Here is a 22723-nt window from a genome sequence, read left to right on the forward strand (position 1 = left end):
CATGCTGTTAAATGCGTTGGCCGCTCTCGGACACCGTGGCATAAAAACCATCAGGACGTTCGGGCGTGCCGGATTGATGTTATTCAACGCGCTGGTCGGCAAGCCGGAGTTTAGCAAGCACGCCCCTCTGCTGGTGCGTCAGCTTTACAATGTCGGCGTGCTGTCGATGCTCATCATTATTGTTTCCGGTCTGTTTATCGGCATGGTGCTGGGGCTGCAGGGCTACCTCGTCCTGACAACCTACAGTGCGGAAACCAGCCTCGGGATGCTGGTGGCGCTCTCGCTGCTGCGCGAGCTGGGGCCGGTGGTGGCGGCGCTGCTGTTCGCCGGGCGTGCAGGATCGGCATTGACGGCTGAGATTGGCCTGATGCGTGCCACCGAGCAGCTCTCCAGCATGGAGATGATGGCGGTCGATCCGCTGCGTCGCGTGATCTCGCCGCGTTTCTGGGCGGGGGTGATCTCGCTCCCGCTACTGACTATTCTGTTTGTCGCCGTGGGGATCTGGGGCGGTTCGCTGGTTGGGGTCCACTGGAAAGGCATTGATGCCGGTTTCTTCTGGTCCGCGATGCAGGACGCCATCGACCTGCGAATGGATCTGGTTAACTGCCTGATTAAAAGCGTGGTATTTGCCATTACGGTCACCTGGATTGCATTGTTCAATGGTTACGATGCCATCCCGACCTCGGCGGGCATTAGCCGTGCAACTACACGTACTGTCGTACATTCGTCGCTGGCCGTACTGGGTCTGGATTTTGTGCTCACCGCACTGATGTTTGGGAATTGAGTTCATGCAAACGAGAAAAAATGAAATTTGGGTCGGCGTTTTCCTGCTGCTGGCGCTGCTGGCGGCGCTGTTTATCTGCCTGCGAGCGGCAGATATCACCTCAGTACGCACCGAGCCGACGTATCGCATCTATGCCACATTCGATAACATCGGCGGGCTGAAGGCACGTTCACCGGTCCGTATTGGCGGCGTGGTGATCGGCCGCGTATCTGACATTACGCTCGATGAGAAAACGTATCTGCCGCGCGTCGCGATGGATATCGAAGAACGTTACAACCACATTCCGGACACCAGCTCCCTTTCTATCCGTACTTCCGGCCTGCTGGGTGAACAATATCTGGCCCTTAACGTGGGCTTTGAAGACCCTGAGCTGGGAACGACTATCCTTAAAGACGGTAGCGTTATCCAGGATACGAAGTCCGCGATGGTGCTGGAGGACATGATTGGTCAGTTCCTTTACAACAGTAAAGGGGATGATAAAAAGTCTGACGATGCCCCTGCGCAGAGTGAAGACCATACCAACGTTGCGCCGACCCCTGGTGCTGCGAATTAATTCAGGAGAAGTCATTCATGTTTAAACGACTGTTAATGGTTGCCATGCTGGTCATTGCCCCTATCACTGCGGCGCATGCTGCGGATCAGAGCAACCCGTACAAACTGATGGACGAAGCTGCGAAGAAAACCTTCGACCGTCTCAAAAACGAACAGCCAAAAATTCGCGCGAATCCTGACTATCTGCGTGACGTGGTTGACCAGGAGCTGCTGCCGTATGTGCAGATCAAATACGCGGGAGCGCTGGTGCTGGGGCGTTATTACAAAGACGCGACGCCTGCGCAGCGTGAAGCCTACTTTGCTGCATTCCGTGAATACCTGAAACAGGCTTACGGCCAGGCGCTGGCGATGTACCACGGTCAGACCTATCAGATTGCGCCAGAACAGCCGCTTGGCGATGCCACCATCATTCCTATTCGCGTAACCATCAACGATCCTAACGGCCGTCCACCGGTGCGTCTGGATTTCCAGTGGCGTAAAAACAGCCAGACCGGCCACTGGCAGGCGTATGACATGATCGCCGAAGGGGTGAGCATGATCACCACTAAACAGAATGAGTGGAGTGACCTGCTGCGCACCAAGGGCATTGATGGCCTGACCGCACAGCTGCAGTCTATTTCTCGCCAGAAAATTACCCTGGACGAGAAGAAGTAATGTCGCAGCAACTCCGCTGGTCGCGTGAAGGTGAGACGTTAAGGCTGTCCGGTGAACTGGACCAGGATCTGCTGAACCCGCTGTGGGATAAACGCCATGAAGCGATGCAAGGCGTGACGCTTATCGACTTAACTGACGTCACGCGGGTGGATACGGCAGGCGTTGCGCTGCTTGCCCATCTGGTTGCCGTAGGCAAAAAGCAGGGAACAAGCGTCATGCTTCATGGCGCGAGTGACAATGTCGTTACCCTTGCGCAACTCTACAATCTGCCTCAGGACATACTGCCTCGTTAATATTTTCAGTGCGTTACTTCCGAAAGCCCTGACAGTTTCATCGTCGGGGCTTTTTGCTTGTTTAAGACGACGCCACTTTGCTCTAAGATGTTGGGCTTGTTTTCACTATCAGATGATTAAGAGCCCATGGAAAATCATGAAATCCAGACAGTGCTGATGAATGCACTCTCCCTTCAGGAAGCCCACGTCACTGGCGATGGCAGTCACTTCCAGGTTATTGCTGTGGGTGAGATGTTCGACGGTATGAGCCGTGTGAAGAAGCAGCAGGCTGTGTACGCGCCGCTGATGGAATATATTGCGGATAACCGCATCCACGCCCTGTCGATTAAAGCGTTCACCCCGCAAGAGTGGGCACGCGATCGCAAACTAAACGGTTTTTGAGCTGAGGGCGACAGGCCCGCAGCACGGTTGAATTTATAAGAGAGCACACAATGGATAAATTTCGTGTACAGGGGCCAACGCGTCTCCAGGGCGAAGTCACAATTTCTGGCGCGAAGAACGCCGCGCTACCAATCCTCTTTGCTGCGCTGCTCGCGGAAGAGCCGGTAGAAATTCAGAACGTACCGAAGCTGAAAGATATCGACACGACCATGAAGTTGCTCACCCAGTTGGGCACGAAAGTTGAGCGCAACGGTTCCGTCTGGATCGACGCCAGCAACGTGAACAACTTCTCTGCGCCTTACGATCTGGTGAAAACCATGCGTGCATCTATCTGGGCGCTTGGCCCGCTGGTGGCACGTTTCGGTCAGGGTCAGGTTTCGCTGCCGGGCGGCTGCGCCATCGGCGCGCGTCCGGTTGACCTGCATATCTTTGGCCTGGAGAAACTGGGCGCAGAGATCAAGCTGGAAGAAGGTTACGTTAAGGCCTCCGTCAATGGCCGTCTGAAAGGCGCGCACATTGTCATGGACAAAGTGAGCGTTGGCGCTACCGTCACCATCATGTCTGCTGCGACGCTGGCAGAAGGTACTACCATCATCGAAAACGCCGCGCGTGAACCGGAGATCGTGGATACCGCCAATTTCCTCGTGGCGCTGGGTGCGAAGATTTCCGGCCAGGGGACTGACCGCATCACCATCGAAGGCGTTGAGCGTCTGGGCGGTGGTGTGTATCGCGTTCTGCCGGACCGTATCGAAACCGGCACCTTCCTGGTGGCTGCGGCGATCTCTGGCGGTAAGATTGTCTGCCGTAATGCACAGCCAGACACTCTGGATGCCGTTCTGGCGAAGCTGCGTGAAGCAGGTGCCGATGTTGAAACCGGTGAAGACTGGATCAGCCTCGACATGCACGGCAAGCGTCCTAAAGCGGTAACCGTGCGTACGGCGCCGCATCCGGCATTCCCGACCGATATGCAGGCGCAGTTCACCCTGCTGAACCTGGTTGCCGAAGGAACCGGTGTGATTACCGAGACGATTTTCGAGAACCGCTTTATGCACGTACCGGAGCTGATCCGTATGGGTGCACATGCTGAGATCGAAAGTAATACCGTGATTTGCCATGGCGTCGAGAAACTGTCCGGTGCTCAGGTAATGGCAACGGATCTGCGTGCGTCTGCAAGCCTGGTGCTGGCGGGCTGTATCGCGGAAGGCACAACGGTGGTGGATCGTATTTATCACATCGATCGTGGCTATGAACGTATCGAAGACAAACTGCGCGCGCTGGGTGCCAATATCGAGCGTGTGAAGGGCGAGTAATCGTTCCGGCAGCCCCCTGCCAGAAATGACCGGGGGGTTGCTATTCCTGTCAAAAAAACCGTTATTCCTGCGGTTCTGTTTTTACTTTTCTCTGGCGCATCATGCGCGTTCTGTCGATAAATTCATGAGTAACAGGATCGTGATAACGTGAAGGCCAGATCACCCACGGGTGCGTTTCCAGCGCCGTCGCGATAATTAATTCCCCCTTTGGCCAGGGGCGGGTCAGGGCGTTGGCCAGGGTGGAAGAACTCAGACCATGGCGGCGGGACTCTGCTGCAAGTGACGTACCTCTTTTGCGCAGTGCCGCAATGATATCTGCCGTATGCCAGTCAATAAATTTCGTATCCATAACGCTGTCCTTAAGTTCGGATTCACCTACGCCGTTTCTTCTGAAACGACTGGCTTACTATACTCATTTCACATTCGTGTTCTAAAAAGTTCGCGTTACTTGAAGGGATATTCAGAATAAGACATGGCTTTATTCATGCGGGCTCTAACCCGATGAATTTACATGAATGCGGAATTTACTGGTGCGTTTTTGAACCTCCCCGCGAAGGATGCGGGGAGGTGGGGGGCAAGATTAACGGTCGCGCTGAACAGCGATGTGGGCAAGACCAATCAGGGCATCGCGCCATGGGCTGTCTGGAATAACCTGGAGAGCTTCAATGGCTTTGTCAGCCTCTTCTTCAGCACGCTGACGGGTCCATTCCAGCGAGCCGCAGATGGCCATGGTTTCCAGTACAGGTTCCAGAAGATGGCGACCATTTCCCTGTTCGATCGCCTCACGGATCATTTTCGCCTGGTCGGCCGTTCCGTTGCGCATAGCGTGCAGCAGCGGCAGGGTCGGTTTGCCTTCGTTCAGGTCATCGCCAACGTTTTTGCCGAGCGTTTCGCCGTCCGCGCTGTAGTCCAGCAAATCATCAATCAGCTGGAAGGCGGTACCCAGATAGCGTCCATAGTCCTGCAAGCCTTTTTCCTGTGCCTCAGAACAGCCGGCCAGAATGCCGGAGCACTGGGCGGCCGCTTCAAACAGGCGCGCTGTTTTGCTGTAAATAACGCGCATGTAGTTTTCTTCGGTGATATCGGGGTCATTGACGTTCATCAGCTGCAGCACTTCGCCTTCAGCGATGACGTTAACGGCTTCGGACATCACCTCCAGCACTTTCAGAGAGCCCAGGCTGGTCATCATCTGGAAGGCGCGGGTATAGATAAAATCCCCCACCAGAACGCTGGCGGCATTCCCGAAGGCGGCGTTTGCGGTAGCTTTGCCACGACGCATATCGGATTCATCCACAACATCGTCATGCAGAAGCGTCGCGGTGTGAATAAATTCGATCAGCGCGGCGATCGTCACGTGGGCATTTCCCTGATAGCCAACGGCTCTGGCAGCCAGAATGGCAATCATCGGGCGAATGCGTTTACCGCCGCCGCTGACAATGTAATAGCCCAACTGATTGATCAGCTGAACGTCAGAGTTGAGTTGCTCCAGGATTGCTGCATTTACACCCGCCATATCTTGCGCGGTTAACTCGTTGATTTTTTCTAAATTCATCGCAAAAGCCGGGCTTTTTATCCTGTTGATCCCATCTTCAATGGGGTAACGAAGGGTTTCGGTTTATCAATAGTAGTGCTGATTGTACTGAAAAAACGGCTCAGATAAACGTTACCGTACGTGTTGTGTTTTTTTTCTTCATGTATTGACGGTAGCACTTGTCAAAGGCTCGCGTTTTGCGTAATATTCGCGCCCTATTGTGAATATTTATAGCGCACTCTGATTCATACGAGGACGTGCGCGGAAGCGGAGTTTATATGTACGCGGTTTTCCAAAGTGGTGGTAAACAACACCGAGTAAGCGAAGGTCAGACCGTTCGCCTGGAAAAGCTGGACATCGCAACTGGCGAATCTGTTGAGTTCGCAGAAGTTCTGATGATCGCAAACGGTGAAGAAGTCAAAATCGGCGTTCCTTTCGTTGATGGCGGCGTTATCAAAGCTGAAGTTGTTGCACACGGTCGTGGCGAGAAAGTTAAAATCGTTAAGTTTCGTCGTCGTAAACACTACCGTAAGCAGCAGGGCCACCGTCAGTGGTTCACTGATGTGAAAATTACTGGCATCAGCGCCTAAGACCTGAGGAGAGATTTAAATGGCACATAAAAAGGCTGGCGGCTCCACACGTAACGGTCGCGATTCAGAAGCTAAACGCCTGGGCGTTAAGCGTTTCGGTGGCGAATCCGTTCTGGCGGGTAGCATCATCGTTCGTCAACGTGGTACCAAATTCCACGCTGGCAATAACGTAGGTTGCGGTCGTGACCACACTCTGTTTGCTAAAGCAGACGGTAAAGTGAAATTTGAAGTTAAAGGCCCGAACAACCGTAAATACATCAGCATCGTTGCTGAGTAAGGTTTTCTCGGTCCGGTAACGGATTAAAGCCCCGCAACGTGTTGCGGGGCTTTTTACATTGGAAACCCGGAAAATTTTCTGTAGGGAAAACGGGCATGAAGCAGCAGGCCGGCATTGGTATTCTTTTGGCGCTCACGACCGCAATGTGCTGGGGTGCGCTGCCAATTGCAATGAAGCAGGTACTGGAAGTGATGGAGCCGCCTACGGTGGTCTTTTATCGCTTTCTGATGGCAAGCATCGGTCTCGGGACCATCCTTGCAGTTAAAGGTAAGCTTCCACCGCTGCGGCTCTTCCGCAACCCTCGCTGGCTGGTGCTACTGGCCATTGCGACGGGCGGTCTGTTCGGTAACTTTATCCTGTTCAGCTCTTCCCTGCAGTATTTGAGCCCAACGGCGTCTCAGGTGATTGGTCAGCTTTCGCCCGTGGGCATGATGGTCGCGAGCGTGTTCATCCTCAAGGAGAAGATGCGCGGGACGCAGATTATCGGGGCAAGCATGCTGCTATGCGGCCTGGTGATGTTCTTCAACACCAGCCTGATCGAGATTTTTACCCGGCTTACGGATTACACCTGGGGCGTGATCTTCGGCGTGGGTGCAGCAACGGTCTGGGTGAGCTATGGCGTCGCGCAAAAGGTATTATTGCGTCGCCTGGCCTCACAGCAGATCCTTTTTTTGCTGTACACTTTGTGTACAGTGGCATTATTGCCGTTAGCGAAGCCGGGCGTCATTACCCAGCTGAGCGACTGGCAGCTGGCGTGCCTCATTTTTTGTGGGCTTAACACGCTGGTCGGTTATGGCGCGCTGGCGGAAGCGATGGCGCGCTGGCAGGCAGCACAGGTGAGCGCATTGATCACGCTTACCCCGCTGTTTACGCTGTTATTTTCAGATTTGTTATCAATGGCCTGGCCCGATGTCTTCGTCAGACCGATGCTCAACCTGTTGGGCTATCTCGGTGCGTTTGTCGTGGTTGCGGGCGCGATGTATTCCGCCATTGGTCATCGTCTTTGGGGACGTTGGCGCAAAAATGAAGCGGTTGTAGTAGTCCCCCGCTCAGGCGAATGAGTTACGGAGAGTAAAATGAAGTTTGTTGATGAAGCGACGATTCTGGTCGTGGCAGGTGATGGCGGTAACGGTTGTGTAAGCTTCCGCCGTGAAAAATATATTCCTCGTGGCGGCCCTGACGGCGGTGACGGTGGCGATGGTGGTGACGTGTGGCTGGAGGCGGATGAAAACCTCAACACGCTGATCGACTACCGCTTTGAAAAATCCTTCCGCGCTGAGCGCGGCCAGAACGGCCAGAGCCGGGACTGTACCGGTAAACGCGGTAAAGACGTGACCATTAAGGTTCCGGTCGGTACGCGCGTTATCGATCAGGGCACCGGTGAAACCATGGGCGATATGACCAAGCACGGTCAGCGCCTGATGGTCGCAAAAGGTGGCTGGCACGGTCTGGGCAACAGCCGTTTCAAATCTTCCGTTAACCGTACCCCGCGCCAGAAAACGATGGGTACGCCGGGCGATAAGCGCGATTTGCAGCTGGAGCTGATGCTTCTGGCAGACGTTGGCATGCTGGGTATGCCAAACGCCGGTAAATCGACGTTTATTCGCGCTGTCTCTGCGGCGAAACCCAAAGTGGCGGACTATCCGTTTACCACGCTGGTGCCAAGCCTCGGCGTTGTCCGCATGGATAACGAAAAGAGCTTCGTCGTGGCTGATATCCCTGGCCTGATTGAAGGCGCTGCGGAAGGGGCTGGCCTGGGTATTCGCTTCCTGAAGCACCTTGAGCGCTGCCGCGTCCTGCTGCACCTCATTGATATCGATCCAATCGACGGTTCCGATCCGGTTGAGAACGCCCGCATTATCATCGGCGAGCTGGAAAAATACAGCGAAAAACTGGCGAGTAAACCACGCTGGCTGGTCTTCAACAAGATCGACCTGATGGATAAAGCGGAAGCCGAAGCAAAAGCCAAAGCGATTGCCGAAGCGATGGGCTGGGAAGATAAATACTACCTTATCTCCGCGGCAAGTCAGGTTGGCGTGAAAGATCTCTGCTGGGATGTGATGACCTTCATCATCGAGAACCCGGTCGTTCAGGCTGAAGAAGCGAAACAGCCAGAGAAAGTCGAATTCATGTGGGATGACTACCACCGCCAGCAGCTCGAAGAGCTGGAAGCGGAAGAGGAAGACGACTGGGACGATGATTGGGATGAAGACGACGAAGAAGGCGTCGAGTTCATCTACAAGCACTAATATCTGTCCGAAGCCCCCATCCTGGGGGCTTTTTTCATTCCAGCGTTGAGGGCAGCCAGCAGCTTGCTATCAGCCCGCCTTCAGCACCGTTCTCCAGCATCAGCCTACCGTGATGAAGCTGCAGGATGCGCTGTACGATGCTCAGGCCCAGGCCGCTGCCGCCGTAACGCTGATCGAGACGACGGAACGGCTCCGTGATCGACTGTCGGTGCGCTTCGTCGATACCAGGCCCCTGATCGATTACGCTGAGCTGCGTACCGCCTTCGACTTCGGTGAGCGTCACGGTAATCGTGGTGCCCGTCGGGCTGTAGCGCCCGGCATTCTCCAGCAGGTTGCGCAGCATCAGCCGCAGCAGTACCGCGTCTCCCTGTACCGTGAGCGCACTTTTCTCCGGCCATATCACCGTGTGCGCTTTGGCTTCATGCTCAAGACCAAGAGGCGTGATGATAGTCTCCGTCCAGTTGATGGTTTCATAGTGGCCGCTCGCCATCGCCTGGCCGGCACGGGCCAGCATCAGCAGTTGCTCAACGGTATGCATTAGCTGGTCGATACGGCTGATGAGCGTCGTAGCCTGCGGAGAGCCTGACTGGGCCATGAGCTCCAGATGGAGCCTGATTCCGGCAAGGGGCGTTCGCAGTTCGTGGGCGGCGTCAGCCGTAAAGAGACGCTCCTGCTGAATGGTACTGTCCAGCCTGGCGAGTAGCTGATTGAGCGAGGTGGTCACGGCGCCGATTTCTTCCATGTCGGAATACATAGGAAGCGGGGTTAAATTATCCGCCGAACGGTTAGCCAGGCTCACGCGCAGTTTGTTCAGCGGTCGGGTTATCCAGGTGACCGCCCAGAACGAGAAAAATAGCGTAAAGCCAACCATCACCAGAGATGGAACCAGCAGCGAGGCAATCGCTTCGCGGATCTCTTTCTCGACGTGGTTGTTACGTGATTTTGCCGACAGCGTTTCGTTAACCAGAAAGCCAATCTGCTCGCGGCTTTCGTGCCATAACCAAATTACGCTTATCAGCTGGAAAAATAACAGGATGACCGCCAGCAACACCATTAATCGCCGACGCATGCTGTTCATTTCTGGCTCTCCAGGCGGTAGCCAACGCCGCGGACGGTTTTAATTCGATCTTTGCCAAGCTTACGACGCAGGTTGTGGATGTGGACTTCCAGGGTATTTGACCCCGGATCGTCCTGCCAGGAGTAGATATCCTGCTGAAGGGTTTCTCTGTGTACCGTTTGTCCGCTTCGCATGATCAGACGCGTCAGCAAGGCGAACTCTTTTGGTGTGACTTCAACGGGCTGGGACTGACGCAGTACCTGCTGGGTTTGCAGATTCAGGGTGATATCCCCGTCGGTTAGTAAGTTATCACTATGGCCCTGATAGCGGCGTATTAACGCTCGCACCCGAGCCTGAAGCTCTGCAAGCGCAAAGGGCTTCACCAGGTAATCATCAGCGCCAGCATCAAGGCCGGTAATACGATCTTCAATGGCGTCGCGTGCCGTCAGGATCAACACCGGATTGGCGATGCCGCGGCGACGCCACTGGGTGAGCAGCGTCGCGCCGTCTTTGTCCGGCAAGCCCAGGTCAAGGATCACCAGGCTGTATTCGCCGCTCTGGATCAGGGCATCGGCTTCTGCCGCGGTGCCGGCACAGTCCAGGGCATAGCCTTCATTGGCGAGTCCCAGAGCCAGTCCTTCCTGTAATAACAGATCGTCTTCAACTATAAGGAGTTTCATCGCTAGTTATTCTGGTAGATGTCTTTATAAAGCCTGCTTTCGAAGCGAACCAGCGGTATACGGCGGTTGCGCTGGTCGGTCGGTTCGACGGCATAGCCGGAAAGATATTGCACGAATGCCATGCGCTGTCCGCTGGCGGTCGTGATGAACCCAGCAAGGTTATACACCCCCTGCAGTGAACCTGTTTTAGCGGAGACTTTGCCGTCCACACCCGCCGCGTGAAGCCCGGCGCGGTACTGCAGCGAACCGTCGTGTCCGGCAAGCGGCAGCATTGAGATAAAGTTTAGCTCAGCGTCATGCTGTGCAATGTACTGAAGCACCTGCATCATGGTGGCCGGGGCAATCAGGTTATGACGCGATAATCCGGATCCATCGACGGCGATAGTGTTGCCCAGATCGATCCCCGCCTGCTGGCGCAGGATCTGACGAACAGCGTCTGAGCCCGCGCGCCAGGTTCCCGGCACGCCGAAGCGCGCGTGACCAATCATGCGGAACACGGTGTCGGCAATCATGTTGTCAGACTTTTTCAGCATAATTCGCAGCAAATCGTGCAGCGGTGGCGACTGTTTGCTGGCAATGACCGTACCCGGCTGGTTGACCTGCGTCTGGCGTAGCAGCGTGCCGGAGTAGGTTATTCCCGCCTGCTTCAGCTCATCCTTGAGAATCGCACCCGCATAGCTTGCGCCATCCTGAATCGCGAAGGCCAGCGGCAGGGGATCGGCGCGCTGCGTCAGGCAGCCGGTGAGGGTGTAACGGTTAAGATCGCCAGGCACCACGTCCAGTTCGCAGTACTGGGCATCCGGGGAGCCTTTTGCCAGCGTACGCACCTGACTAAACATCGTCACCGGATAGTAAGATGCCACGCGAATAAACGCTAAATCATCCGGCTTGGGCGCGCTGTAAAGGGAGATCGAGAAGCAGTTGCGGTCAACAATCGCGGCGGCTGGCGGGGCGCTAAAGCACTGCGTCATGTCGTTCCACGGCCAGCCTGGGGCTTTATCGTGGCTGGCAAAAATGGAGGTATCGATCAGCACATTGCCATCGATTTTTGTCACGCCGGATTTTTTTAACACCGCTACCATGTTGCGGATATCCTGGCGCTTAAAGGTGGGATCGCCACCGAAACGGGCGATAAGATCGCCTTTCAGTTCGCCACCCTCGACGTTACCTTTGGTTTCAAGCGTGGTAGTAAAACGGAAGTCAGGCCCGAGCTGGAGCAGGGCGGCGAGGGCTGTGATCACCTTCTGGGTACTGGCAGGCAGCGCCATCTGTTGACTGTGATAGTCAATCTCGGGAGCCTGTGCGCCAACCTTCTGCACCATCAGGGCAAGGTTCGCGCCTGCGGGGAGCTGATTAATGTACTCATCAACATTCGCGGCCTGGGCGGTGAACGTTATACTGGTAGTCAATCCGATGATAAAACTGGAAAATCGCATAATCTCGCGCTAACAACCCGAAAACAAACCGTCATACTACGGTGCATGGCACTGCAAAGTAAACGATGACCCATAGTGAACTTCGCGGTAAAATGCGTATCAAATTGAAAAATTGCTGCTGACCTGGGGCGTCGCTCCCGGGTCGGTTTTCTTTTTGCTTCTTGCCCGCTTCGGGGGGCAGGAGCAGGGAACACTGCTCCCAACAGGAATGTTTAAGAGGTATAACAAATGCAAGCTATTCCGATGACCTTACGTGGTGCCGAAAAACTGCGCGAAGAGCTGGATTTCCTGAAATCCGTGCGTCGCCCTGAAATCATCGCCGCTATCGCGGAAGCCCGTGAGCATGGCGATCTGAAAGAGAATGCTGAATACCATGCGGCGCGCGAACAGCAGGGTTTCTGTGAGGGGCGTATTAAAGATATCGAAGCGAAGCTGTCTAATGCGCAGGTTATCGATATCACCAAAATGCCTAACAATGGTCGCGTGATTTTTGGTTCTACCGTCAGCGTTCTGAACCTGGACAACGACGAAGAGCAGACCTATCGCATCGTGGGCGATGATGAAGCCGACTTCAAACAGAACCTGATTTCGGTAAACTCACCGATTGCTCGCGGCCTGATTGGCAAAGAGCAGGACGATGTTGTCACCATCCGTACCCCTGGCGGTGAAGTGGAATACGAAATTATTAAGGTTGAATACCTGTAATTCGCTTCTCCACTAAGATGTTGATACATTGTAAAGAAAAGAAAAAGGCCGCGTAGCGGCCTTTTATCAACTCAAGGAGCATGGCATTTTGCTCGCCTGCTGAAAGAAATCCCTCGTTTCACACAGAAAATGTGATTGATTCAGGATATCCTTAGCGTGGCAGCGAGATTTTACGCTCTTTAGATGGGCGATAGAGCACCAGCGTTTTACCGATGACCTGTACATTACAGGCGCCGGTTTCGCGCACGATGGCTTCCACGATCAGGTTTTTAGTGTCTCTGTCTTCAGAGGCGATTTTCACCTTGATCAGCTCGTGGTGTTCCAGCGCTTGTTCAATCTCGGCAAGCACCCCTTCGGTCAAACCATTGTTGCCAAGCATCACTACAGGCTTGAGCGGATGTGCCAGACCTTTAAGGTGCTGTTTTTGTTTAGTACTCAGATTCATCGTATATTTTTGCTTACGTTGGGATTGAAAACGGTTCATTCTACCGCCATCTCCCTTATATCGCCAAATAGCTGCGTAGAAATTTACGTCACAGGCAAGCAACGATGAACCAGGACGGAAATGTTAAATGACAGGTAAAAAGCGTTCTGCCAGTTCCAGCCGCTGGCTTCAGGAACACTTTAGCGATAAATATGTTCAACAGGCACAGAAAAAGGGGTTACGTTCCCGTGCCTGGTTTAAACTTGATGAAATACAGCAAAGTGACAAACTTTTTAAGCCGGGGATGACGGTTGTTGACCTCGGTGCGGCACCTGGCGGATGGTCTCAGTATGCGGTAACGCAGATCGGCGGAACGGGCCGAATCATCGCGTGCGATCTTTTACCAATGGATCCCATCGTCGGTGTCGACTTCCTTCAGGGCGACTTTCGTGATGAATTAGTGCTGAAAGCGTTACTTGATCGTGTTGGTGATAGTAAGGTCCAGGTTGTCATGTCGGATATGGCACCAAATATGTGCGGAACACCGGCGGTGGATATCCCCCGCGCCATGTATCTGGTGGAGCTAGCGTTAGAAATGTGTCGTGATGTACTAGCGCCTGGTGGTAGTTTTGTTGTGAAGGTGTTTCAGGGCGAAGGTTTCGAGGAGTATCTTAAGGAAATTCGCTCCCTGTTTGCGAAGGTCAAAGTTCGTAAGCCGGACTCTTCCCGGGCCCGTTCCCGAGAAGTGTATATTGTAGCGACCGGGCGAAAATGATAACCGGTAGATTTCAGGCGAAAGTTTGAATGAAACTGGATATAGAGTATCCTGACGCTGTTTTTAACACAGTTGTAATATGAGGTTAATCCCTTGAGTGACATGGCGAAAAACCTAATACTCTGGCTGGTCATTGCCGTTGTGCTGATGTCAGTATTCCAGAGCTTTGGGCCCAGCGAGTCGAATGGCCGCAAGGTGGATTATTCTACCTTCCTGCAAGAGGTCAATCAGGACCAGGTTCGCGAAGCGCGTATCAACGGACGTGAGATCAACGTTACCAAGAAAGATAGTAACCGTTACACGACTTACATCCCGGTGAACGATCCTAAGCTGCTTGATAACCTTCTGACCAAAAACGTCAAAGTGGTAGGCGAGCCGCCAGAAGAACCAAGCCTGCTGGCTTCGATCTTCATTTCCTGGTTCCCGATGCTGCTTCTTATCGGCGTCTGGATCTTCTTTATGCGCCAGATGCAGGGCGGCGGTGGCAAAGGTGCCATGTCGTTCGGTAAGAGCAAGGCGCGTATGCTGACGGAAGACCAGATCAAGACCACGTTTGCTGACGTCGCCGGTTGTGACGAAGCAAAAGAAGAAGTGGGTGAACTGGTTGAATACCTGCGTGAGCCGAGCCGTTTCCAGAAACTGGGCGGTAAGATCCCGAAAGGCGTTCTGATGGTCGGCCCTCCGGGTACCGGTAAAACCCTGCTGGCGAAAGCCATCGCGGGTGAAGCGAAGGTGCCGTTCTTTACTATTTCAGGTTCTGACTTCGTGGAAATGTTCGTGGGTGTCGGTGCATCTCGTGTGCGTGACATGTTCGAGCAGGCCAAGAAGGCAGCACCGTGCATCATCTTCATCGATGAAATCGACGCCGTAGGCCGCCAGCGTGGCGCAGGCCTGGGCGGTGGTCACGATGAGCGTGAGCAGACCCTGAACCAGATGCTGGTTGAGATGGACGGCTTCGAAGGTAACGAAGGTATTATCGTTATCGCGGCAACTAACCGTCCGGACGTACTTGACCCTGCGCTGCTGCGTCCAGGACGTTTCGACCGTCAGGTTGTGGTCGGTCTGCCGGATGTTCGCGGTCGTGAACAGATTCTGAAAGTGCATATGCGTCGCGTACCGCTGGCGCCGGATATCGACGCGGCAATCATTGCGCGTGGTACCCCGGGCTTCTCCGGTGCGGACCTGGCTAACCTGGTCAACGAAGCTGCACTGTTTGCCGCACGCGGCAACAAGCGCGTGGTCTCCATGGTGGAGTTCGAGAAAGCGAAAGACAAAATCATGATGGGTGCGGAACGTCGCTCCATGGTGATGACGGAAGCGCAGAAAGAGTCCACCGCATACCACGAAGCGGGCCATGCGATTATCGGCCGCCTGGTACCGGAACACGATCCGGTGCACAAAGTGACGATTATTCCGCGCGGTCGTGCGCTGGGTGTGACCTTCTTCCTGCCTGAGGGCGACGCGATCAGCGCCAGCCGTCAGAAGCTGGAAAGCCAGATTTCAACCCTGTACGGCGGTCGTCTGGCGGAAGAGATCATCTACGGGCCAGAACACGTTTCTACCGGTGCGTCGAACGATATTAAAGTGGCGACAAACCTGGCGCGTAATATGGTGACTCAGTGGGGCTTCTCCGACAAACTCGGTCCGCTGCTGTATGCAGAGGAAGAGGGTGAAGTATTCCTGGGCCGTTCCGTGGCGAAAGCGAAACATATGTCCGATGAGACGGCACGTATCATCGACCAGGAAGTGAAAGCGCTGATTGAACGTAACTATGGTCGCGCGCGTCAGATCCTGAACGACAATATGGACATCCTGCATTCGATGAAAGATGCGCTCATGAAATATGAGACCATCGATGCACCGCAGATTGACGACCTGATGGCTCGCCGCGAAGTGCGTCCGCCAGCAGGCTGGGAAGACCCAGGCGCTTCCAACAATTCTGACAACAATGGCACCCCGCGCGCGCCGCGTCCGGTTGATGAACCGCGTACGCCAAACCCGGGCAACACCATGTCAGAACAGTTGGGCGACAAGTAAGTCACTGCTGTTGAAGCGTTTGTCTGTACCTCAAACCCTGGAGCTTGCTCCGGGGTTTTTCTTTTCCGTTAAACCATACTAAAGGCAGGGATTTAACCATGAAACTCTTCGCCCAGGACTCGCATCTCGATCTTTCACATCCGCACGTGATGGGGATCCTGAATGTTACCCCTGACTCCTTCTCTGACGGCGGCACGCACAACACGCTTATCGACGCGGTTAAGCACGCAAATTTAATGATCAACGCGGGTGCCACCATCATTGACGTTGGCGGTGAATCGACGCGTCCCGGCGCGGCGGAGGTTTCGGTGGAAGAAGAGCTGGCGCGCGTGGTGCCGGTGGTTGAGGCAATCGCGCAACGTTTTGAGGTGTGGATCTCCGTCGACACGTCCAAACCAGAAGTGATCCGTGAAGTGGCGAGAGTGGGTGCTCACATTATTAATGATATCCGCTCGCTGAGCGAACCGGGTGCGATCGAGGCCGCTGCAGAAACCGGCCTGCCGGTATGCCTGATGCATATGCAGGGGCAACCGAAAACCATGCAGGAAGCGCCGAAGTATGATGATGTCTTTGCCGACGTGAATCGCTTCTTTATTGATCATATTGAACGCTGTGAGCGTGCAGGCATCCCAAAAGAGAAATTGCTGCTCGACCCGGGGTTCGGTTTCGGTAAAAATCTCTCACACAATTATGCGTTGCTTGCGCGCTTATCGGAATTTCATCACTTTGGCCTGCCGCTGCTGGTGGGGATGTCGAGAAAATCGATGATTGGCCAATTGCTGAATGTGGGACCGAGCGAGCGCCTGAGTGGCAGCCTGGCCTGCGCGGTAATTGCGGCGATGCAAGGCGCGCACATTATCCGTGTCCATGACGTCAAAGAAACAGTAGAAGCCATGCGTGTGGTGGAAGCCACACTGGCAGCGAAGGAAAACAAACGCTATGAGTAATCGTAAATATTTTGGTACCGATGGTATCCGTGGGCGCGTAGGCGATGCTCCAATCACCCCTGATTTTGTTCTGAAGCTCGGCTGGGCTGCTGGTAAGGTACTGGCGCGTCATGGCTCACGTAAGATCATTATTGGTAAAGATACCCGTATTTCGGGCTATATGCTGGAATCTGCGCTGGAAGCGGGTCTGGCGGCTGCAGGGCTTTCAGCCTCTTTTACTGGCCCAATGCCAACGCCTGCGGTTGCCTATCTTACGCGCACCTTTCGCGCAGAAGCGGGAATTGTGATCTCGGCGTCTCATAACCCGTTCTACGACAACGGCATCAAGTTCTTCTCCATTGACGGCACCAAGCTGCCGGACGAAGTGGAAGAGGCCATTGAAGCCGAAATGGAAAAAGAGATCACCTGTGTTGATTCCGCAGAACTGGGTAAAGCGAACCGTATCGTCGATGCGGCGGGCCGTTATATCGAATTCTGTAAAGGCACCTTCCCGAACGAGCTGAGCCTGGCGCATCTTAAAATTGTGGTGGACTGTGCGAACGGTGCGACCTATCACATTGCGCCGAATGTCTTCCGCGAGCTGGGTGCGAAAGTGATCGCCATCGGCTGCGAGCCGGATGGTCTGAACATTAACGAAGAAGTCGGGGCGACGGACGTGCGCGCCCTGCAGGCGCGCGTGCTGGCAGAAAAAGCCGATCTGGGCATTGCCCTGGACGGCGACGGTGACCGCGTGATCATGGTTGACCACGAAGGCAATAAAGTCGACGGCGACCAAATCCTGTACATCATTGCCCGTGAAGGCCTGCGTCAGGGCCAGCTGCGCGGCGGCGCGGTTGGGACGCTGATGAGCAACATGGGTCTGGAACTGGCGCTGAAACAGCTCGGTATTCCGTTTGTTCGCGCGAAAGTGGGCGACCGCTACGTGCTGGAAAAGCTGCAGGAGAAAGGCTGGCGTATTGGTGCCGAGAACTCCGGTCACGTGATCCTGCTCGACAAAACCACTACCGGTGACGGTATCGTGGCCGCGCTGCAGGTGGTTGCCGCGATGGCGCGCAACCATATGAGCCTGCACGATCTGTGCAGCGGGATGAAAATGTTCCCGCAGATCCTGGTGAACGTGCGCTTCACTGCCGGTAAAGGCGATCCGCTGGAAAATGACAACGTGAAAGCGGTAATGGCTGACGTTGAAGCGGCTCTGGGCAGCCGCGGACGCGTGCTGCTGCGTAAGTCCGGTACCGAGCCACTGATCCGCGTGATGGTGGAAGGTGAAGACGAAGCGCAGGTCACCGAATTTGCGCACCGTATTGCGGATGCCGTAAAAGCTGCATAATCCTTCACAGTAAGTGTTTAAAAAGGCGGCGCTTGTCGCCTTTGTTTTAAGCAATTAATGGCTTTTTGCTGTTTTTTTCCGCAGTTGATACAATGCGTCGAAAATGCCCTTGCGAAGGTGATTCGCTTTGGTTAGTATTCACACCCGCTTCAGTGGGAAACAAAAATCCTGCTAATTGGTCGAAGCATTGGTATGCGGCAAATCCGCAAGGAACAGGTTGATTATGTACGAAGCTCTTTTAGTTGTTTTCCTTATTGTAGCCATCGCTCTCGTAGCGTTGATCATGCTGCAGCAAGGTAAAGGCGCTGATATGGGAGCCTCCTTCGGAGCAGGCGCTTCCGGTACGCTGTTCGGTTCAAGTGGTTCTGCGAACTTCATGACCCGCACAACGGCGATTCTGGCTACGCTGTTCTTCATCATCAGTCTGGTACTTGGAAATATCAACAGCAACAAGACCAGCAAAGGAAGCGAGTGGGAAAATCTGAGCGCGCCAGCGAAAACTGAGCAGACTCAGCCAGCTGCACCGGCTAAGCCAACCAGCGATATCCCGCAGTAAGTATTCCGTACCGAGGTGGTGGAATTGGTAGACACGCTACCTTGAGGTGGTAGTGCCCTAACGGGCTTGTGGGTTCGAGTCCCATCCTCGGTACCAATATTCCAGAAGAAAGACGTCGAAAGACGTCTTTTTTTTCGTCTGTATATTGTGGTGGCTGGCAAAATGGCGGGTGGCGCTACGCTTGCCCGCCCTACAAATGCCCAATAAAAAAGGCGCCCGTGGGGCGCCTTTTGCATGTCTTGCTGTCGATTATTTCTTATCGCTGTGTTCCAGGTTCTCAACCTGCGGCAGGCCGTTACCGGAATTCGCGGAGAGCAGACCATTCTCAACGTAGTTGAACAGCTTCTCACGGGTATCGGTGATGTCCAGGTTACGCATGGTTAACTGGCCAATACGGTCGTCCGGAGAAAACACAGACTCACCTTTTTCCATGGTCAGACGCTCTGCTTTATAGGTCAGGTTGTCCGACACGGTGTTCAGGATGGAGTAGTCGTTACCGCGACGCAGTTCCAGCGTCACTTCACCGGTGATTGCGCTCGCTACCCAACGCTGCAGCGCGTCACGCAGCATCAGCGCCTGCGGATCGAACCAGCGACCCTGATACAGCAGTTTGCCCAGCTGACGACCATGAGAGTGATACTGCTCAATGGTGTCTTCGTTGTGAATTCCGGTCAGCAGACGCTCGTAAGCGATGTGCAGCAGCGCCATCCCCGGAGCTTCATAGATACCGCGGCTTTTCGCCTCGATGATACGGTTTTCAATCTGATCGCTCATGCCCAGACCGTGGCGACCGCCGATGCGGTTTGCTTCCAGCATCAGTTCAACGTCGTCAGAGAAGGTCTTGCCGTTCAGGGCAACCGGATGGCCACGTTCAAAACGCACGGTCACTTCTTCCGCCGGGATCTTCACGCTCTCGTCCCAGAACTTCACGCCCATGATCGGGTTAACGATCTTCACGCTGGAGTTCAGGAATTCCAGGTCCTTGGCTTCGTGCGTCGCGCCCAGCATGTTGGAGTCGGTAGAGTAGGCTTTCTCAACGGACATTTTGTAGTCAAAGCCGCAGGCAATCATAAACTCGGACATCTCATGACGGCCGCCCAGCTCGTCGATGAAGTCGGTGTCCAGCCACGGCTTGTAGATCTGCAGCTCGGCGTTGGTCAGCAGGCCATAACGATAAAAACGTTCGATATCGTTACCTTTATAGGTGCTGCCGTCACCCCAGATGTTCACGCCATCTTCTTTCATGGCGGCAACCAGCATGGTGCCGGTAACGGCACGACCCAGCGGGGTGGTGTTGAAATAGGTCAGGCCGCCCGTGGTGTTATGGAACGCACCGCACTGAATAGCGGCGATGCCTTCAGCAACCAGTTGCTTACGGCAGTCAATCAGTCGCGCGTTTTCTGCGCCATACTCTTTAGCGCGACGAGGAATAGCATCATAGTCGTCCTCATCCGGCTGACCCAGGTTCGCAGTATATGCATACGGAACCGCTCCCTTCTGGCGCATCCACAGCAGTGCAGCGCTGGTATCCAGGCCGCCTGAGAAAGCGATGCCAATACGTTGTCCTACCGGAAGATGCTTGAGAATCGTCGTCATAGAATAAAACCCTGCTTGATTGACTGATTAGAGACCGCTTTCGCTCTCTTGTGCATTTTTATGCAAAATAAGTGAGTATTCATTTAATCATCTTTTATCGAATACCGGAAGAGACTCGTGCGTTTTTTGTAAAAAATTTGGTCTGTTCTATCTGGCGGAAGCTGGGTTGACAGGTGGGGTCAACTATCAATATACTAAACGCCGATTTTACGTCCCGTCTTCGGTACCAAATCCCAGCATTATTTGCAAATTCTGTCCAAAACGCGTAGAATTTGCCACGTTTCAGGCGCGGGGTGGAGCAGCCTGGTAGCTCGTCGGGCTCATAACCCGAAGGTCGTCGGTTCAAATCCGGCCCCCGCAACCACTTTCCCATAAAGTTCTTTTTCAAATATACTGTGAAGACTTAGAGCCTTCGTAGCTGGATTTGAAAAAATTCTTTCGGAGAGTGCTCCAGGCCACAGTTGTGGCTATAGGGTTCAGTTATCTAAAGCCCCGATTTATCGGGGTTTTTTGTTATCTGACTACAGAATAACTGGGCTTTACGCCCTTTTTTTATGTCTTGGGGGTGGGCTTGTCCACATTAGAGCAAAAATTAACAGAGATGATTACTGCACCGGTCGAAGCACTGGGCTACGAACTGGTCGGCATCGAATTCGTTCGCGGCCGTACATCGACGCTGCGCATCTATATTGATAGTGAAGATGGCATCAATGTTGATGATTGTGCTGATGTCAGCCACCAGGTGAGTGCGGTTCTTGATGTTGAAGACCCAATTACCGTTGCGTACAACCTGGAAGTTTCCTCACCTGGCCTGGATCGCCCGATGTTCACGGCCGAGCACTATGTGCGCTTTACCGGTGAAGAAGTGGCTCTCGTTCTGCGTATGGCCGTACAGAACCGCCGTAAATGGCAGGGAATTATCAAAGCCGTTGATGGTGAAATGATCACGGTGACAGTCGAAGGCAAAGATGAAGTGTTCGCGCTGAGTAATATCCAGAAGGCGAACCTGGTTCCCCACTTTTAACAGTCTGGATTGAGGTGAAAAGCCCGCGATGAACAAAGAAATTTTGGCTGTTGTTGAAGCCGTCTCCAACGAGAAATCACTGCCGCGTGAGAAGATTTTCGAAGCGCTGGAAAGTGCACTGGCTACAGCAACCAAGAAAAAATACGAACAAGAGATCGATGTTCGCGTAGAAATCGATCGTAAAAGCGGTGACTTCGATACATTCCGTCGTTGGGTAATCGTAGAAGAAGTGACCCAGCCGACCAAAGAGATCACCCTGGAAGCTGCACGTTTTGAAGACGAAAGTCTGAACGTGGGTGACTACGTTGAAGATCAGATTGAATCTGTCACCTTCGACCGTATCACCACCCAGACCGCTAAGCAGGTTATCGTGCAGAAAGTGCGCGAAGCCGAGCGCGCGCTGGTTGTCGATCAGTTCCGCGATCAGGAAGGCGAAATCATCACCGGCGTGGTGAAGAAAGTGAACCGCGACAACATCTCTCTGGAAATTAAATCCGAAGGGATGCCGGGCAACGCTGAAGCCGTGATCCTGCGTGAAGACATGCTGCCGCGTGAAAACTTCCGCCCGGGCGACCGTATTCGTGGTGTTCTGTACGCCGTGCGCCCTGAAGCGCGTGGTGCACAGCTGTTCGTGACCCGTTCTAAACCAGAAATGCTGGTTGAACTGTTCCGCATCGAAGTGCCGGAAATTGGCGAAGAAGTTATTGAGATCAAAGCAGCAGCTCGCGATCCAGGCTCTCGTGCGAAAATTGCGGTGAAAACCAACGACAAGCGTATCGACCCGGTCGGTGCTTGCGTCGGTATGCGCGGCGCGCGCGTTCAGGCGGTTTCTACCGAACTGGGCGGCGAGCGTATTGATATCGTTCTGTGGGACGACAACCCGGCGCAGTTCGTAATCAACGCAATGGCTCCGGCTGATGTCGCGTCTATCGTTGTTGACGAAGACAAACACACCATGGATATCGCTGTTGAAGCGGGCAACCTGGCGCAGGCGATTGGCCGTAACGGTCAGAACGTACGCCTGGCGTCACAGCTGAGCGGCTGGGAACTCAACGTCATGACCGTTGATGACCTGCAGGCTAAGCATCAGGCTGAAGCCCATGCGGCGATCGATACCTTCACCAAATACCTCGACATTGACGAAGACTTCGCCACTGTTCTGGTAGAAGAAGGTTTCTCTACGCTGGAAGAACTGGCCTATGTGCCAATGAAAGAGCTGCTGGAAATTGACGGTCTGGATGAGCCAACCGTTGAAGCCCTGCGTGAACGCGCTAAAAACGCACTGACCACCCTGGCACTGGCTCAGGAAGAAAGCCTTGGCGATAAGAAGCCGGCTGATGACCTGCTGAATCTGGAAGGTCTTGATCGTGCGATTGCGTTCAAGCTGGCTGCCCGTGGTGTTTGTACGCTGGAAGATCTCGCTGAGCAAGGCGTTGATGACCTGGCCGATATCGAAGGTTTAACCGACGAGAAAGCCGGCGAACTCATCATGGCCGCACGTAATATTTGCTGGTTCGGCGACGAAGCGTAATAAA

The 22723-nt window shown here is 54.1% G+C and carries 25 protein-coding genes and 2 tRNA genes; 20 read left to right on the top strand and 7 right to left on the bottom strand.

The features are described from left to right. The first annotated feature begins 1 nt into the window (after position 1). The 6 genes from mlaE to murA all read left to right on the top strand — a co-directional run bounded on the left by mlaE (position 2) and on the right by murA (position 3974). Entirely contained in the window at positions 2 to 784 is a 783-nt protein-coding gene (gene mlaE / locus UTO39_RS15705) for a lipid asymmetry maintenance ABC transporter permease subunit MlaE (protein ID WP_028014564.1), read from the top strand. 4 nt (positions 785 to 788) lie between these two features. Beyond that, complete coding sequence (gene mlaD, locus UTO39_RS15710; protein ID WP_041911946.1) at positions 789 to 1337, top strand: outer membrane lipid asymmetry maintenance protein MlaD; 549 nt, start codon at positions 789 to 791, stop codon at positions 1335 to 1337. A 17-nt stretch (positions 1338 to 1354) separates the two neighbouring features. Further along, entirely contained in the window at positions 1355 to 1990 is a 636-nt protein-coding gene (gene mlaC / locus UTO39_RS15715) for a phospholipid-binding protein MlaC (protein ID WP_320727542.1), read from the top strand. Continuing rightward, positions 1990 to 2283: a lipid asymmetry maintenance protein MlaB gene (mlaB, locus tag UTO39_RS15720; RefSeq protein WP_320727543.1), complete on the top strand. Its 294-nt coding sequence runs from the start codon at positions 1990 to 1992 to the stop codon at positions 2281 to 2283. Before mlaC ends, mlaB begins: the two co-directional genes overlap by 1 nt. A gap of 126 nt (positions 2284 to 2409) precedes the next feature. Further along, positions 2410 to 2664, top strand: a complete 255-nt coding sequence (gene ibaG / locus UTO39_RS15725; protein WP_008501458.1) for a BolA family iron metabolism protein IbaG — start codon at positions 2410 to 2412, stop codon at positions 2662 to 2664. Positions 2665 to 2714: 50 nt separating this feature from the next. After that, positions 2715 to 3974: a UDP-N-acetylglucosamine 1-carboxyvinyltransferase gene (gene murA, locus UTO39_RS15730; protein ID WP_028014560.1), complete on the top strand. Its 1260-nt coding sequence runs from the start codon at positions 2715 to 2717 to the stop codon at positions 3972 to 3974. Between the two features lie 61 nt (positions 3975 to 4035). Here murA and sfsB read toward each other — a convergent pair whose 3' ends face one another. Together sfsB and ispB are read right to left on the bottom strand one after the other, a co-directional pair. Then, positions 4036 to 4323 (bottom strand): DNA-binding transcriptional regulator SfsB, encoded by a 288-nt coding sequence (sfsB, locus tag UTO39_RS15735; protein ID WP_061096952.1) that lies wholly within the window; start codon positions 4321 to 4323, stop codon positions 4036 to 4038. A gap of 231 nt (positions 4324 to 4554) precedes the next feature. Next, positions 4555 to 5526, bottom strand: a complete 972-nt coding sequence (ispB, locus tag UTO39_RS15740; RefSeq protein ID WP_028014558.1) for an octaprenyl diphosphate synthase — start codon at positions 5524 to 5526, stop codon at positions 4555 to 4557. Positions 5527 to 5783: 257 nt separating this feature from the next. On the opposite strand from ispB, the gene rplU reads away from it, so the two are divergent. The 4 genes from rplU (at position 5784) to cgtA (ending at position 8621) form a co-directional block, all read left to right on the top strand. After that, positions 5784 to 6095, top strand: a complete 312-nt coding sequence (gene rplU / locus UTO39_RS15745) for a 50S ribosomal protein L21 (protein WP_003025032.1) — start codon at positions 5784 to 5786, stop codon at positions 6093 to 6095. A gap of 19 nt (positions 6096 to 6114) precedes the next feature. Further along, the gene (rpmA, locus tag UTO39_RS15750) at positions 6115 to 6372 is read left to right on the top strand and encodes a 50S ribosomal protein L27 (RefSeq protein ID WP_004385076.1); all 258 of its coding nucleotides are present in this window, start codon (positions 6115 to 6117) and stop codon (positions 6370 to 6372) included. A gap of 95 nt (positions 6373 to 6467) precedes the next feature. Further along, positions 6468 to 7433, top strand: a complete 966-nt coding sequence (locus tag UTO39_RS15755; RefSeq protein WP_320727544.1) for a DMT family transporter — start codon at positions 6468 to 6470, stop codon at positions 7431 to 7433. A gap of 15 nt (positions 7434 to 7448) precedes the next feature. Continuing rightward, a complete protein-coding gene (gene cgtA, locus UTO39_RS15760) occupies positions 7449 to 8621 on the top strand; it encodes an Obg family GTPase CgtA (protein ID WP_014885381.1) in 1173 nt (390 codons plus the stop codon). Positions 8622 to 8655: 34 nt separating this feature from the next. On the opposite strand, the gene pmrB is transcribed toward cgtA, so the two are convergent. From pmrB to dacB, 3 genes are read right to left on the bottom strand one after another with little or no spacing between them, the layout of a single operon-like run. Next, positions 8656 to 9699, bottom strand: a complete 1044-nt coding sequence (gene pmrB, locus UTO39_RS15765) for a two-component system sensor histidine kinase PmrB (protein WP_320727545.1) — start codon at positions 9697 to 9699, stop codon at positions 8656 to 8658. Next, positions 9696 to 10358 carry a two-component system response regulator PmrA gene (pmrA, locus tag UTO39_RS15770; RefSeq protein ID WP_028014555.1) on the bottom strand — a complete coding sequence of 221 codons (663 nt, stop codon included), beginning with the start codon at positions 10356 to 10358 and terminating at the stop codon, positions 9696 to 9698. Before pmrA ends, pmrB begins: the two co-directional genes overlap by 4 nt. 2 nt (positions 10359 to 10360) lie before the next feature. Next, a complete protein-coding gene (gene dacB, locus UTO39_RS15775) occupies positions 10361 to 11794 on the bottom strand; it encodes a serine-type D-Ala-D-Ala carboxypeptidase (protein ID WP_320727546.1) in 1434 nt (477 codons plus the stop codon). A gap of 228 nt (positions 11795 to 12022) precedes the next feature. On the opposite strand from dacB, the gene greA reads away from it, so the two are divergent. Then, entirely contained in the window at positions 12023 to 12499 is a 477-nt protein-coding gene (gene greA / locus UTO39_RS15780) for a transcription elongation factor GreA (protein ID WP_006812122.1), read from the top strand. A 151-nt stretch (positions 12500 to 12650) separates the two neighbouring features. Here the strand turns inward: greA and yhbY are convergent, their stop codons facing one another. Beyond that, entirely contained in the window at positions 12651 to 12944 is a 294-nt protein-coding gene (gene yhbY / locus UTO39_RS15785) for a ribosome assembly RNA-binding protein YhbY (RefSeq protein WP_003861814.1), read from the bottom strand. 127 nt (positions 12945 to 13071) lie between these two features. Here yhbY and rlmE point away from each other — a divergent pair, with 127 nt between their 5' ends. The 6 genes from rlmE (at position 13072) to UTO39_RS15815 (ending at position 18664) form a co-directional block, all read left to right on the top strand. Then, positions 13072 to 13698, top strand: a complete 627-nt coding sequence (gene rlmE, locus UTO39_RS15790; RefSeq protein WP_003861812.1) for a 23S rRNA (uridine(2552)-2'-O)-methyltransferase RlmE — start codon at positions 13072 to 13074, stop codon at positions 13696 to 13698. Between the two features lie 102 nt (positions 13699 to 13800). Further along, complete coding sequence (ftsH, locus tag UTO39_RS15795) at positions 13801 to 15735, top strand: ATP-dependent zinc metalloprotease FtsH (RefSeq protein WP_013098921.1); 1935 nt, start codon at positions 13801 to 13803, stop codon at positions 15733 to 15735. Between the two features lie 98 nt (positions 15736 to 15833). Then, positions 15834 to 16682, top strand: coding sequence for a dihydropteroate synthase (gene folP, locus UTO39_RS15800; RefSeq protein WP_320727547.1), 849 nt, complete (start codon positions 15834 to 15836; stop codon positions 16680 to 16682). Beyond that, the gene (gene glmM / locus UTO39_RS15805; RefSeq protein ID WP_028014552.1) at positions 16675 to 18012 is read left to right on the top strand and encodes a phosphoglucosamine mutase; all 1338 of its coding nucleotides are present in this window, start codon (positions 16675 to 16677) and stop codon (positions 18010 to 18012) included. Before folP ends, glmM begins: the two co-directional genes overlap by 8 nt. A gap of 223 nt (positions 18013 to 18235) precedes the next feature. Beyond that, positions 18236 to 18568, top strand: a complete 333-nt coding sequence (secG, locus tag UTO39_RS15810) for a preprotein translocase subunit SecG (protein WP_021242256.1) — start codon at positions 18236 to 18238, stop codon at positions 18566 to 18568. Between the two features lie 9 nt (positions 18569 to 18577). Beyond that, positions 18578 to 18664: transfer RNA gene (locus tag UTO39_RS15815), tRNA-Leu, on the top strand. 153 nt (positions 18665 to 18817) lie between these two features. Here the strand turns inward: UTO39_RS15815 and argG are convergent. Next, complete coding sequence (gene argG, locus UTO39_RS15820; RefSeq protein WP_061096957.1) at positions 18818 to 20164, bottom strand: argininosuccinate synthase; 1347 nt, start codon at positions 20162 to 20164, stop codon at positions 18818 to 18820. Between the two features lie 287 nt (positions 20165 to 20451). Between argG and UTO39_RS15825 the strand changes: the two genes are divergently transcribed. From UTO39_RS15825 to nusA, 3 genes are all read left to right on the top strand, one after another. Continuing rightward, a tRNA-Met gene (locus UTO39_RS15825) sits at positions 20452 to 20528 on the top strand. Positions 20529 to 20735: 207 nt separating this feature from the next. Then, positions 20736 to 21188: a ribosome maturation factor RimP gene (rimP, locus tag UTO39_RS15830; protein WP_014833432.1), complete on the top strand. Its 453-nt coding sequence runs from the start codon at positions 20736 to 20738 to the stop codon at positions 21186 to 21188. A 28-nt stretch (positions 21189 to 21216) separates the two neighbouring features. Further along, positions 21217 to 22719, top strand: a complete 1503-nt coding sequence (nusA, locus tag UTO39_RS15835) for a transcription termination factor NusA (RefSeq protein WP_014885374.1) — start codon at positions 21217 to 21219, stop codon at positions 22717 to 22719. Positions 22720 to 22723 lie beyond the last annotated feature (4 nt).

Origin of the sequence: Enterobacter sp. 118C5, assembly GCF_034107645.1 — a bacterium.
Lineage (GTDB): Bacteria > Pseudomonadota > Gammaproteobacteria > Enterobacterales > Enterobacteriaceae > Enterobacter > Enterobacter nematophilus.